The organism is Streptomyces sp. NPDC008079 (assembly GCF_042957385.1).
In the GTDB taxonomy this organism is placed as follows: Bacteria; Actinomycetota; Actinomycetes; order Streptomycetales; family Streptomycetaceae; genus Actinacidiphila.
This window is the reverse complement of the sequence record NZ_JBIBIC010000001.1, coordinates 169139-182047: the sequence shown is the minus strand read 5'-3', so window position 1 is coordinate 182047 and position 12909 is coordinate 169139. Positions and strand designations below refer to the sequence as shown.

The following is a 12909-nucleotide window of genomic DNA, read 5'->3' as shown; positions in this document are numbered from 1 at the left end:
GCCGTTCGTCCGACCGCCGACCGTTCGTCCGGCCGCCGGGCCGCCGGGCCGCCCGCTCTGCCCGAGCGGGCGGCCCGAGGGCGTACGGGCGTATGGGCGTATGCCGGTGCGGGTCAGCGCACGCGGACGGTCACCGTCACGGTCTTGAGGACCGCGGGGAGCTTGGTGGTGTCGACCTTCAGGATCTCGCCGTTATCGGACTTGGACGTGGGCGGGAGGACCTTCTGGTGGACGGTCCAGGTGCCGTCCGGGTCCACGGCGATGGTGTCGATGCCGAAGTCGTCGTCGTTGGAGAGGTAGAGGGTCCGGCCGGCGTCGGCGGTGGCGACGCCCTCGACCTTGTCGTGGGCGAAGAAGGCACCGGTGGGGTCGAGTTGGCTGACCAGGGTGCCGACGTTGAGATAGGGCTGCTTCTGGGCGACGTTGACGCCCGCGGCCGTGAGCGCGGTGAGGGCCGCGTTGGTGCCGCCCGTACCGACCAGTGCCTCGGGGGACTTGCCGCCGAGGGTCAGGCCGCTGACGTCGGTGGCCCCGTTGATGTCGACCTGGAAGAGCGTCTTGGAGGCGAACGGCTCGTAGTTCCCGTCCCGTTCGTCGACGAGGAACGTGGTGTTCGACAGCGCGGTGATCTCGCTGTTCGCGGCGCCGGTCGTCGCCGGGTTGTCGAGCAGGTAGAGGTACTGCTTGGTCTTGTAGTTACGGAGGTCGACGGTGATGATCCGGGTCGCCGCCACATTCCCGGCCTTGGTACCGCCGAGGTCGGGCTGCTGGAGCGCGGACTGCATGACGCCCACCAGCTTCGAGCCGTCCGGCGTGACCGTCAGCCCCTCCATGCCCTTGTTCTTGACGCGGTACGCGAGTTCGGCCGGCAGGTAGCCGACGATCTTGTGGAACGCGTTGTCGGCGCTGTCGCGGTACGGGGTCAGCCGCCCCAACTCGTAACCGTCGGCGTCGAAGTGGGTGATGTACGGGCCGTACTCGTCGGAGACCCAGAAGGTGCCGTCGCGCAGCGCGACCAGGCCCTCGGAGTCGTAGCCGTACGGGTCCCTGGCGACGGGAACGGGCTTGCCGCCGTTGGCGTTCGTCGCGTTGACGTCGTCGATCGTCTCGCTCGTGTCGTGCGGCGGACGGCCGCTGTAGGGGACGCCGCCCCGGCTCTTCGGGCCCTTCAGCGTGACCTGCTTGAGGAGCTTCGCCTTGCCGTCCACGAGCTGGAACTCGCCGATCTGCGGCGTGAAGTCGAGCAGCATCTCGGACTTGTTGCCGTCGGGGGCGTCGGCGTTCGGACCGCGGTCGGTCAGGCCGTAGAAGTGCCCGGGCCTGCCCGGCACCGGCGCGAGCGAGGAGCCGTAGCCCTCACCGGAGATGCGCGTGGTCGTGCCGCCGGGCCCCGCTACCGTGGCGAGCGGCGGCAGCGCCGACCCGTCGCGCCGCGTGTCCTTGAAGAGCCGCACGGCGTCGGTCGTCGTGTACGTGAAGGTGTCCGTGCCCGTGAAGCCGGGGCGCGGGGTGTACGTGAACGAGCCGTCCGCGTCGACCGTCGCCGTACCGTCCTTCGGGTCCGTGTGCCGTACGACCGCGGTCGCGCCGACGTCGTTCCGCAGCACATTGCCGGTGACCTGGCCGTGGCCGGAGAAGGTGTCGGCGGTCGCGCCGAAGTCGTGCGAGGGGGCCGAGATCCAGCCCGCGGTGTGGGCGGCGGCCGTGCCCGTACCCACCACGACGAGCGTGGCGCCGATCGCGACGACGATCCGGGTGCGCTTGCGGGAGAAGCGTCCTGAAGTGCGTGATGTCATGGTCCTGAACCTGTCGGTCACCGGTGAACTGCGCGCCGACGTCAGGTGAATGCCGGGTTCACGCCTCGGTGCGCGCTCGCGCCGGACGAGAGGTCCCCGCCCGGCGCGAACGCCCTCACATCAGGAGCCACTTCCGTGCCGGGCCGCGCCCGCGTCAGGCGGTACCAGAGAAAGACCGCCCCGGCGTCAGGCCGCGCGGGGACCGTGCCGCGGCAGCGTCACGCCGCGCCCGCCGCCTGATACGTCGTCAGGGCCTCGTCGCCCAAATACGGGTGGTACTCGTTGTTGCCCGAGCTGACGCTGATGTTGCCGACCAGGTACCCCGTGCCCGCGCCCGTGTCGAAGTTGGACAGGAAGCCGCCGCCGCTGGAGCCGCCGGTCTGCACGCAGTCGATGCCCCACATCGTGGAGTCGCCGCGCCCGGCGTCCGGATACTCCGTGCCCTCGCAGTGGTTGAGCTGCTCGCCGTTGCCCTCGGCGTCCGAGCCGCCGTAGCCGAAGGAGTGCACGTGCTGGCCGGTCGGCGAGTTGAAGGCGATGCCCTCGGCGCCCACGGTGTCCACCAGCGAACGGCCGTTGACGGTGTTCACCACCGCGTAGGCGAAGTCCCAGTTGGCGTTGCCCGCCGTCGAGACATAGCCGGACCACCAGTACAGGACGCGGGCGGAGAAGGTGCCGAACGGGCGGTTGCCGTGGTTGTAGCCGGGGATGAAGACCCAGTTCTGGTAGGACTCGCCGGTGCCCGCGTTGACGATGCAGTGGCCCGCGGTGAGGACCACCGACTTGTTGTCGGCGTTGGCGACGGTCGCGGAACAGGCGAAGGTGCCGCCCGAGGAGTTCTGGAAGAACACCTTGCCCGCGGTCGTGCTGATCAGGCCGCCGCCGTTCCACGCGGTGGGCGAGGACATCGGGGTGACCCAGCCGCCCGCCGTCGTGCGCGGCCCCGCGACCGGCGGGACCGCCACGCGGGAACCCGAGGCGGCGGGCGCCGCCGTCGTACGGGCGCCGGCCGTGCCCGTGGCGGCGGGCAGATCGGTCACGTCCTTCGCGCCGCGCAGGCGCTCGGGTGTCCAGAAACGCTCCGCCGCGCTCTGCTGCGCGGCGGAGACGGACGTCTGACGGACGCCCGCGGGCGAGGCCGGCGCGGCGTGCGCCGTGCCCGCCGTCCAGGCGGTCGCGGCGAGTGCTAACGCGCCGAGGAGAGCAGCCGATCGCTTCATAGCGACAACTCCAAGTCCTTTTGGGGGAAGGGGGGAGTGCGTGGTGGGGCCGGTGGTGCCGGAATCGACCCGAGTCCCGCCTCGACAACGTTGTCCAACTGCGCCTGCGTAACGTCGCCGACACGTGAGCGGGTGCCACGCTAACTCCGCGAGAGTGTCGTGTCCATGGCATCTTCAGCCGAATGTGAGTGGCTGGTGGTGCGCGTGGGGCGACGGGCCGTGACCGTGCGCCGTGCGAAGGAGCGTGCGCGGGGCCAATCGAGGGAGTGCGCGCGGAAGGGTGCGCGGGGGAGCCGCGAGGGGGATGTGCGCCGACCCGCCCGCGCGCGTACGGAGACCACCCGGGTGGGTGTACACGGACGGGCGTACGCGGACGGGTGTACGCGGGTGTACGTGGACGGGTGTACGCGGACACACGCGCGCCCCCCGGGAGGTGATCCTCCTGGGGGGCGCGAGGGGCGAGGCGGGGGCTTCAGCCCTCAGTCGTCGCTCTTGTTGCTGTGGAAGACGTCCTTGGCGGCGTCCTTGACCTTCTCGCCGGCCTGACGGACATCGCCCTTGGCCTGGTCGGCACGGCCCTCGGCCTCAAGGCTCTCGTTGCCGACGGCGTGACCGACGGTCTCCTTGGCCTTGCCCTTCACCTGGTCGACCTTGGCCTTCGCCTTGTCGCTGTCGCTCATGATGAATTCCTCTTTCCTGGCTCTGTGCCGTGCCGTTTTTTCTGGGTGCTTTTCCTGTTTCGCTTGGCTTCCTGGTCGTTTACCAGCGGTACCAGCGGCCACGAGTGCCGCTCGGGCCGGTCGAGCGCAGCAGGAATCCCAGCGCCCACAGGACCAGTACCACGATACCGATCCACAAAAGCAGTTTCACGGCGAAGCCTGCGCCGATGAGAACCAGCGCCAGTAGAAGAACGATGAGCAACGCTGCCATGACGATCAACCTCCTGAAGTGTCTTCTGCCCCCGGATTCAGCGGCCAATCAGCGGGCCGCGAGCGCCTGGGGCTCAGGCGCGGCGTCGATCCGTCACGACGCGGTAGATCACCAGCAGGATCAGCGAGCCGACGATGGCCGCGATCCACGTGGACAGATGGAAGAAGCCCTTGATCGAGTGGACGTGGAAGATGACCTTGCCCAGCCAGCCGCCGAGCAGTCCTCCGAGAATGCCGATGACCATCGTCACGATGACACCGCCCGGGTCGCGCCCCGGCATCAGTGCCTTGGCGATAGCCCCGGCCAGCAATCCGATGATGATCCATGCGAGAATTCCCACGACGCCCTCTTCCCCTTCTGTCCCCCGGAAAGTCCCTGTCGACAACCGCCTTTACCGGCCCGCGCCTTTCAAACATGCGTACCCACGGGAGATCTCGCGCGCGGACGCGAGAGCGGGACCGACCGGCCGGTCGGCCCCGCTGAATACGCGTTGTCCGCGCGGGCCGGTTCCCGGGAATCAGGGCGTGATGGAGAGCCGTGACGGAGAGCGCCGCGCGGTTGCCGCCCGACGCGCCGGGGTCGGCGGTGGCGGTGAAGCGGAAGAGCTCGGTGCCGGTGTCGTAGCCGACGGCGCTGACGTAGCCGACGGAGCCGGTGGTGGCGGCCACGGCGGGCTTGCGGGGGCGTAGCCGTGGAGGGTGACGGGCGCCTCGCCCGGCGCGAAGGCGACCGTGGCGCGGACGGTGCCGTCGTCGCTGAGGTGCTCGACGCGCCGGTCGCCGTGCGAGACGAAATTCCCCGCGTGCATGAACCGCCGCGCGACCCGCGTCGCGCCCGGCCACCGCCCCGGACGGGGGCGTGCGAACCATTGACAGTGGGGGCGGTCGCCCGCATTGTGGGAGCGCTCCCACGCGTACGCGGCACGACCCCCCACATCCCGCCTCCCGAAGGTGAGTACGCCGTGCGTCTTGTCATGCCCCCCGGCCCCCAGCCCTTACGCGGGCGCCGCCGCCCGCTCGTGGCCGCGGCCTCCGCCGCCGCGCTCCTCGGCACGCTGCTGCTCGGCGGCGCCACCGCGCGGGCCGACGACCCGCCCGCGGCGCCCGCGGACGTCACCGTCAACGCCAACGAGGGCCTGGGGACGATCCCCGGCACGGCGTACGGCCTCAACAGCGCCGTGTGGGACGCGCAGATGAACGAGCCGCAGGTCCAGGACCTGCTCCAGGCCGCCGACGTCGGAATGCTGCGCTACCCCGGCGGCTCGTACGGCGACATCTACCACTGGCGGACGAACACCGCGCCCGGCGGATACGTGGCGCCCGGCACGGACTTCGACGCGTTCATGGGCACGGTCAAGAAGATCGGCGCCCAGCCGATGCTCATCGCCAACTACGGCTCCGGCACACCGCAGGAGGCCGCGGACTGGGTGCGGTACGCCAACGTCACCAAGGGGTACGGCGCGAAGTTCTGGGAGGTGGGCAACGAGCTGTACGGGAACGGGCATTACGGCTCCGGCTGGGAGCAGGACGACCACGCCGACAAGTCGCCCGCCGCGTACGCGAACAACGTGCTCCAGTACGTGTCGGCGATGAAGGCCGTGGACCCGACGGTGAAGGTCGGGGCGGTGCTGACCATGCCGGGCAACTGGCCGGACGGCGTGATGGCCGACGGCGAGAGCGCCGACTGGAACCACACGGTCATCCCGCTGATCGCGGGCAAGGCCGACTTCGTGATCGTGCACTGGTACCCGAGCACGTCGGACACCGCGCAGATGCTCAACACGCCCTCGCAGCTCGCCGGTGAACTCGGCCAGTTGAAGGACCAGTTGACCGCGGCGGGCGCGGGCGACACCCCCATCGCGCTCACCGAGGTCAACGGCGGCCGGGACGTGGACACGCAGCCGAACGCGCTGTTCGGCGCCGACGCGTATCTGACCGCCCTTCAGAACGGGGTGTTCACCGTCGACTGGTGGGACACGCACAACGGCGCCCAGCAGATCTCGACGTCGCCCAACGGCGCGACCGATTACGGCGATTGGGGAGTGCTGTCCAGCGCCAACTGCGTCGGCACGGTGTGCGAGCCCGCGCTCAACACGCCGTTCCCGCCGTACTACGCGATCCAGATGCTGAGCCGGCTCGGGCGGCCGGGGGACCGGATGGTCGGCGCGGGCAGCGGTGCCGCGACGGTCGCGGCGCACGCCGTGCGCCGTGCGAACGGCGACCTGAGCGTGCTGCTGATCAACAAGGACCCGTCGGCGGCGCGGACCGTGGCCCTGCACTACACCGGCTTCACCCCCGACACGTCGGCAGGGGTGACCGTGGATACCTACCGCGACCAGGCCGCCGCGATCGACACCGTCACGTCGGCCTACAGCGCCCAACAGACGCTGCCGCCCTACTCGTTGACCACCGTCACCCTGCACCCCAAGGCCGGTACGGGCTCGGCCCTGACCGCGCCCGGCGCGCCGAAGGTGACCGCGGCCGGGGACACCACCGCCACCGTGAGCTGGACGCCGTCGACCGGCGGCGCGGTGACCCGTTACGAGGTCTACCGGCAGGTCGGCACGGTCAGCGAGCTGCTGGCTGACAGCACGGGCACCTCCGCGACCGTCCACAACCTCACGCCCGGTACGACCTTCACCTGGAACGTCCTGGCGCGGGACGCCAACGGCCGCCTGTCGCCGCCGTCCGACCCGGTGACCGTACGCACCGGCACCCCCGCGCACTCGACCTGCCAGGTCGGCTACCGCACCACCGCGGGCTGGGGCAACGGCTTCAACGCCGAGGTGACCGTCACCAACACCGGCCCGAGCCCGATCACCGGCTGGACGCTCGCCTTCGCCTTCCCCAGCGCGGGCGAGTCCGTGTCCGGCTTCTGGAACTCCAAGGTCACGCAGAACGGCAGGCAGGTCGTGGCCACTCCGGTCGACTGGAACGCGACGCTCGCCGCCAACGGCGGCAACTCCGCCTCCTTCGGCTTCACCGGGGCCAACGACGGCGCGGCGCCCCCGCCGACCGTCTTCACCCTCAACGGCACGGTCTGCACGACGACGTGAGCTCCCGGTCCCGTACGGCTTCCGCTACGGCTTCCGGTACGGCTTCCGGTCACGCCAGCGCGAAGTAGCGCAGCCACAGATAGAGGGCCGATACGGCGACGGTGGCGGCGGTGACGACCAGGCCGTAGCGGGTGAACTGCCAGAAGGAGATGGGCTGTCGGGCGCGTTCGGCGATGCCGAGCACGACGACGTTGGCCGAGGCGCCGATCGCGGTGGCATTGCCGCCGAGGTCGGCGCCGAGGGTCAGCGCCCACCACATGACGTGGTCGGGGTCGCCGCCCAGGTGACGGACGAGGTCGGCGGCGACGGGCGCCATCGTGGCGACGTACGGGATGTTGTCGACGACGCCGGACAGGACGGCGGACGCGCCGAGCATCAGCATGGAGCCGCCGAGTTCCCGGTCGCCGACGGCGTTGGCGAGGGCGTCGGAGACCTCGCCGATGACACCGGTGTCGATCAGGCCGCCGATCATGACGAACAGCCCGGCGAAGAAGGCGAGGGTGGGCCACTCGACCTCGGTCAGCACCTCGCCGGTGTTCGCCCGGGACACCGCGACGAGCAGTCCCGCGCCGAGCAGGGCCACGACGCTCGGTTCGAGGTGCAGCACCGGGTGCAGGACGAAACCCGCGATGACGAGGGCGAGTACGGCCAGGCCCTGCCGGAGCATCCGCGGGTCGCGTATCGCCTCGCGCTCGTCCAGCGCCATGACCGCCAGCGCGCGGTCGGCGTCCCCGTCGAACGCCGAGCGGAACATCACGCGTGACAGGCCGATCAGCACGAGCACCAACACCACGGCCAGCGGTGCCAGATGGACGAGGAAGTCGTTGAAGGTCAGGCCCGCGCGGCTGGCGATGATGATGTTGGGCGGGTCGCCGACGAGCGTCGCGACCCCGCCGATGTTCGCGGCGAAGACCTCCGCGATCAGGAACGGCGCGGACGGCAGGGCGAGGCGTTCGCAGACCAGCAGGGTGACGGGCGCGACGAGCAGCACCGTCGTCACGTTGTCCAGCAGCGCGGAGGCGGTGGCGGTGACGACGATGAGCATCACCATCACGCGGAACGGTTTGGCCCGCGCCCGCTTCACCGACCAGATCGCCAGGTACTCGAAGAGGCCGGTGCGCTTGAGCACGCCGACGATCATCATCATGCCCAGCAGCAGGAAGATGACGTTCCAGTCGATGCCGGAGTCTTCGGAGTAGAAGGCGGAGACGTCGTCGGTCGCGCCGATCGCGAGCATCAGTCCGGCGCCGCCGAGAGCGGCAGCCACCCGGTGGACGCGTTCGCTGATGATCAGCGCGTAGGTCCCGAAGAAGACGGCGACGGCCGCCCACGCGTGCCAGTCACTCATCCGGCACCGCGTGTTCCGCCCGCGTCCACGTCACGATTACCACGGACGGTGCCCCCGATCAGCGAAGAGAGTTCTCTCGTATTCGCCGACCAGACTTCCCGGCACACCAGCGACCAATTTACACGTCTCATACGACTTCTTGACGCGGATGCGGTGATTCCGGGAGTCCGGGGGGTCGGGGGTCCGTCACGGGCGGAGGGCGGTGGTCGGTGGGCGTGGGCGGTCGGCGGGGGAACGGGGCCCCGCGGCGGCCTAGTTCAGTCGAACCAGGCCGGATCGCCGGTCTCTATCAGGTGCTTGAGGACCGCCTTGTCGGTCAGGGCCTCCTTGAGCAGGGCGCCCAGGGCCTGGAGCGCTTCGGGGTCCGTGCCGTAGGCGACGAACATGCCCGCTTCGGGGTCGAAGGAGACGCGGTCGAGGAGTTCGGGCGCGCGGGAGCGGATGGCCGAGCGGGCGACGCCCGTCCAGCCGTAGCCGCTGCCGTACTGCTCGCACTCCTCGAAGACGTCCATGAAGGGGACCATGTCGGTGTCGCTGAGCAGCAGGCAGTAGTTGCCCGGGTCGTGGTCGTACTCGAAGAACGTGAGCGGGTCCAGCGTCGAGGTTTCGGTCATGGGCTGACGCTATAGGGAGCCACTGACAGGCTCAGGCGGCCCGCGTCGTGGTGACTTTGCCCTTGCGGAGGGTGAGGGTGCGGTCGGAGCGGGCGGCGAGGGTCTGGCTGTGGGTCACGACGATGACGCACTTGTGCTGGATGTGCGCCAGGTCGCGGAAGATGTCGATGATGCTGTCGGCGGTGTCCTCGTCGAGGTTGCCCGTGGGTTCGTCGGCGAAGAGGATGTCGACGTCGCAGGCCAGGGCCCGGGCGATGGCGACGCGCTGCTGCTGCCCGCCGGAGAGCTTGAGCACATTGCGGTGCGCGGCGTCGGGGTCGAGGCCGACGCCGGCCAGGATGTCGAGCGCGCGGGCTTTGCGCCGCCCGGTGGCGGGCCTGGCGCCGGTGATCTCCATCGCGGTGACGACGTTCTGAAGGGCCGTCATGTACGGCAGCAGGTTGTACTGCTGGAAGACCGTGGCGGCGTGCTTGTTGCGGTAGCGGCCGAGGCCGATGGACGCGATGTCCCGCCCGTCGAAGCGGACGGTGCCCGTGGTGGGGCTGTCCAGGCCGCTGGCCAGGCTGAGCAGGGTGGTCTTGCCGCTGCCCGAGGGGCCGAGGATGGTGGAGAACGTGCCCCGCTCGAAGGACACGTCGATCTGCCGGAGCACGGTGGTCTTGCGCCGCTGGCCCTGGTAGGTGTGGCTGACGGCGGAGAGTTGGAGGACGGGGGGAGCGGCGGGGACGGGGTCGGAGGTGGCGTCGGAGGCGGCGTCGGGGGTCGCGCCTGCCGCCGCAGCGGCGTCCCGGGACTCGCGCGGAGTCCGTGAGGTGCCCGAATTCCGTTTCATAAGAGGTCACTTGCCCTTCGTGAGGATCGTGCGCGGGGTGAGCCGGAGTACGGCGGCGCCGGGGACGGCGGTGGCGAGCAGACCGATGCCGAGGCCGACACCCGCGACGGTGGCGAGGTCGGACGGCGACAGCCGTACCGTGATCGAGTCGATGGGGACGGCGCCCTCGACCGGCTTGTCGTTCATGTCGATGCCTTCCTTGAGGCCGGTGGAGCCGGGGGGCGGCGGCTGCCAGGCGTCGATCTTCCGCTGGGCGGAGGCCGCTTCGCCGCTGAGCAGCGAGTCGCCCGCCTTCTGCGTCAGGCTCTGGGCGAACAGCGCGCTGAGCCCGACGGCGAGCGCGGCGGCCACGGTGATCTCCACGGCCTGCTGGGCGACGAGCTTCCACTTCCTCTCGCCCATCGCGAGCAGCACGCCGAACTCCCGTTGCCGCTGCCGGACCGCGAGGGTGGCGAGCAGGCCGAGGACGAGCGCCCCGGCCACCCCGATCAGCCACATCGCCGCCGTCGCGGAGGACGTGATGCTCCGCAGCGGGCCGGTCATCTGCCGCAGCGCCTTGTCGTTGAGGTCGAAGGCGAGGCCGTGCAGCGCGTCGCCCGCCGTCCGCTCCGCCTGCGCGCGGAAGGCGTCGTACGTCGCCGGGTCCTTCAACCGGAAGGTGGCGCCCTGGAGTTGCGGCGCTCCGCCGCTGCCGTCGGAGTTGAGCCTGCTCAGCGCGGCGGCCGGGACGATCAGCCGGTCGCCGGGCGCGATGCCGTACTCGCTGTCGACGGTGTCGGACGGGTCGCGGTAGACGCCCTTCACGGTGAAGACGGCCTTGCGCTTGCCCTTCGGGTCGTTCTCGCCGAGCGTGAGCGTGCCGCCGGGCGCGAGGCCGTTCTTCTTCGCCAGGCGCTCCTCGACGAGGACGCTGTCGTCCTCGCGGTCGGCCGCCGTGATCGGCTGCCCCGACAGCAACGTCCAGGTGCCGTCGCTGAAGTGCGGCATCAGCGTCGAGTCCAGGACGCCGAAGGCGAGTGTCGAGTTCGCGGGGTAGTCCGGGGCGAGGGGCTTGCCGGTGGCGGTTCTCCCGCCGTTCAACAGCCGTGTGCCGTCGAAGGAGTTGTACGTGTACTTCTCCACCAGCGGGGACGCGCCGATCCGGTCCACGACGTCCGCGCCGATGGTCGGTGCCTGTCCGGTGAACGGCGCGTCCATGTCCGCCCCGAGCGTGACCTCGGCGCCGAGCCGCTGCCTGGCGGCTTCTGTCGCCCGCGCGGTGCCGGACTTGATGAGGACGCCGCCGAGCACCATGGCGGAGACGACGAGGAAGGTGCCCAGGGTGATCAGGGTCTTGCCTTTGCGGGACCACAGGCTCAGGCCCGCGCGTTTGACGAAGTTCATGACAGTCGGCCTCTTGGGGGGTCGGTGGTGGTGCGCATGGGTGAGGGCGTGCGCATGGGCGGGGGCGTGGGTGTGGGCGTGGGCGTCGGGATTTCGCGGTGCGGCTATTCGGTGTCGGTGAGGATCGAGCGGGGGTGCAGGCGCAGGATTCCGACGCCGGGCACGACCGTGGAGACGAGCGCGATGCCGAGGCCGATTCCGGCGACCTTGCCGAGGTCGCCCGCGCTCACGCGGATGTCGGGTACGGCGGGGGTGTCGTCGAGGGCGGCGGCTTCGTGGGGCGCGGTGCCGGGGTGGGACGCGGCGCCGCCGTACTGCTCGCGGGCCAGCAGCGTCTCGCCCGCCCGGTGCGCGAGGGACTGCCCGGCCAGCGCGGCCACCCCGAGCGCGGGCACGAGCAGCACGGTCACCTCGACGGTGTGCTGGCCGATGAGCTTCCACTTCCGCTCGCCCAGCGCCAGCAGCATGCCCAGTTCGGCCCGCCGCTCCTTGACCGTCAGCAGGACGACCAGCCCGAGGATCGCCGCGCCGCACAGCGCGATCAGCCAGACCAGCGCCCCCGCGAACGCCCCGACCCGCCGCAGCGGCAGCACCTGGTCGCGGTACGGCTTGTCGTTGACGTCGAAGCGGAAGCCCTTCGGGCCCAGCAGCCGTACCGCCTCCGCGTGCAGCCGTTCCGCCAGGTCGGGCGAACCGATCGTGAAGACCGCTTCCGTGGGCTTCACCCCGAGCCCCAGCGCGGTGACGGCGGCGACCGGCACGTACACCTGGTTCGCGCCCAGGTCGGCGGCGGACGTCCACTGCGGCGGGTCCTGGCGCGTGTCCCGGTAGAGCCCCACGACCTCGAACGGCTCCCGCCGCCCGCCCGCGCCGCCCAGCTCGACGGTGTCGCCCACCGCGAGCCCGTGCTTCGCGGCCAGCCGCCGTTCGAGGAGGATCACCTTGCGGCGGGCGTCCGCCACGGTGATGCCCCGGCCCGCCACGACACGGACCCGGCCGGTGGCGAAGTCGAGGAGCGTGTCCGACGCGCGGACGCCGTTCAGCGTGAGCCCGTCCTTGCCGCCGCCGCCCGGGGTCCCCTCCGGCACCACGGCCGCCAGGCCCGGCGGCGGGACCGTCACCGCGCGCAGCAGCTCGTTGTACCGCTCGACCAGCGGATACGTCCCCAGCCGCCCGACCACCGCCGAGGTCAGCCCGTCCCCGCGCACGGTGACGTCCACCCCCACCCGCCGCTGCGTCTCCGCCTCCCGCCGCTCCGTCGCCCCCCTGAGAAGGAACCCCCCGAGCAGCAGCGCGCAGATCACCCCGAACACGCCCAGCAACAGCGCGGCCTTCCCCGCCCGTGCCACCAGACTGAACGCTGCCCGCTTGACGAAGTTCATGCGCCGAGCACACCAGCCGCCCCCGCGCAGCGGCATAAACCCGGTTACGTTCCCATAAGCCCCCGGCCAAGACCCCCAGAGCCGCAGCCGTACAAGATCCCCACCTGGGGCGCTCCCGCCCACGCCCCACGTCGGCGGCCGTCTGCCGACGTCCGGCAGGCGGCGGACCTGGCCCCGTATCGCCTTCGGCCCTGCGTCGCCGACCGCCGCGCGCACGGCGTACGGCGACTGCCGACTCCCGTCGTCCGGCCGGTCGGGCGCAGCGGTGGCCCGGCTGGCCGCCTTCGGCAGGACGCGCGGGCCCTCGTCCGGCAGGCGGCCACCGGCCGCACGTACCGCGTAGCGCCTA

General features: G+C 71.1%; 11 protein-coding genes. 1 reads left to right on the top strand and 10 read right to left on the bottom strand.

Going from position 1 to position 12909, the window contains the following annotated elements; all coding sequences use genetic code 11:
- Positions 1-113: 113 nt before the first annotated feature.
- The 5 genes from ACFZAM_RS00715 to ACFZAM_RS00695 form a co-directional block, all read right to left on the bottom strand.
- Positions 114-1796: an esterase-like activity of phytase family protein gene (locus tag ACFZAM_RS00715; protein ID WP_391041695.1), complete on the bottom strand. Its 1683-nt coding sequence runs from the start codon at positions 1794-1796 to the stop codon at positions 114-116.
- Positions 1797-2014: 218 nt separating this feature from the next.
- Complete coding sequence (locus ACFZAM_RS00710) at positions 2015-3016, bottom strand: hypothetical protein (RefSeq protein ID WP_391041693.1); 1002 nt, start codon at positions 3014-3016, stop codon at positions 2015-2017.
- A 479-nt stretch (positions 3017-3495) separates the two neighbouring features.
- The gene (locus ACFZAM_RS00705; RefSeq protein ID WP_355339978.1) at positions 3496-3696 is read right to left on the bottom strand and encodes a CsbD family protein; all 201 of its coding nucleotides are present in this window, start codon (positions 3694-3696) and stop codon (positions 3496-3498) included.
- Between the two features lie 79 nt (positions 3697-3775).
- Positions 3776-3946 carry a hydrophobic protein gene (locus ACFZAM_RS00700; protein WP_355339981.1) on the bottom strand — a complete coding sequence of 57 codons (171 nt, stop codon included), beginning with the start codon at positions 3944-3946 and terminating at the stop codon, positions 3776-3778.
- A 73-nt stretch (positions 3947-4019) separates the two neighbouring features.
- On the bottom strand, positions 4020-4286 hold the full coding sequence (locus ACFZAM_RS00695; RefSeq protein WP_355339983.1) for a GlsB/YeaQ/YmgE family stress response membrane protein: 267 nt from the start codon (positions 4284-4286) through the stop codon (positions 4020-4022).
- Positions 4287-4907: 621 nt separating this feature from the next.
- Here ACFZAM_RS00695 and ACFZAM_RS00690 point away from each other — a divergent pair.
- Entirely contained in the window at positions 4908-7001 is a 2094-nt protein-coding gene (locus ACFZAM_RS00690) for a cellulose binding domain-containing protein (protein WP_391041691.1), read from the top strand.
- Between the two features lie 49 nt (positions 7002-7050).
- On the opposite strand, the gene ACFZAM_RS00685 is transcribed toward ACFZAM_RS00690, so the two are convergent.
- The 5 genes from ACFZAM_RS00685 to ACFZAM_RS00665 all read right to left on the bottom strand — a co-directional run bounded on the left by ACFZAM_RS00685 (position 7051) and on the right by ACFZAM_RS00665 (position 12560).
- Positions 7051-8349, bottom strand: coding sequence for an SLC13 family permease (locus ACFZAM_RS00685; RefSeq protein ID WP_391041689.1), 1299 nt, complete (start codon positions 8347-8349; stop codon positions 7051-7053).
- Between the two features lie 257 nt (positions 8350-8606).
- Entirely contained in the window at positions 8607-8963 is a 357-nt protein-coding gene (locus ACFZAM_RS00680; RefSeq protein WP_391041687.1) for an Imm51 family immunity protein, read from the bottom strand.
- Positions 8964-8994: 31 nt separating this feature from the next.
- Positions 8995-9795, bottom strand: a complete 801-nt coding sequence (locus ACFZAM_RS00675; RefSeq protein ID WP_391041685.1) for an ATP-binding cassette domain-containing protein — start codon at positions 9793-9795, stop codon at positions 8995-8997.
- A 6-nt stretch (positions 9796-9801) separates the two neighbouring features.
- Positions 9802-11178, bottom strand: coding sequence for an FtsX-like permease family protein (locus tag ACFZAM_RS00670; RefSeq protein ID WP_391041684.1), 1377 nt, complete (start codon positions 11176-11178; stop codon positions 9802-9804).
- Positions 11179-11282: 104 nt separating this feature from the next.
- Positions 11283-12560 (bottom strand): ABC transporter permease, encoded by a 1278-nt coding sequence (locus ACFZAM_RS00665; RefSeq protein ID WP_391041682.1) that lies wholly within the window; start codon positions 12558-12560, stop codon positions 11283-11285.
- Positions 12561-12909 lie beyond the last annotated feature (349 nt).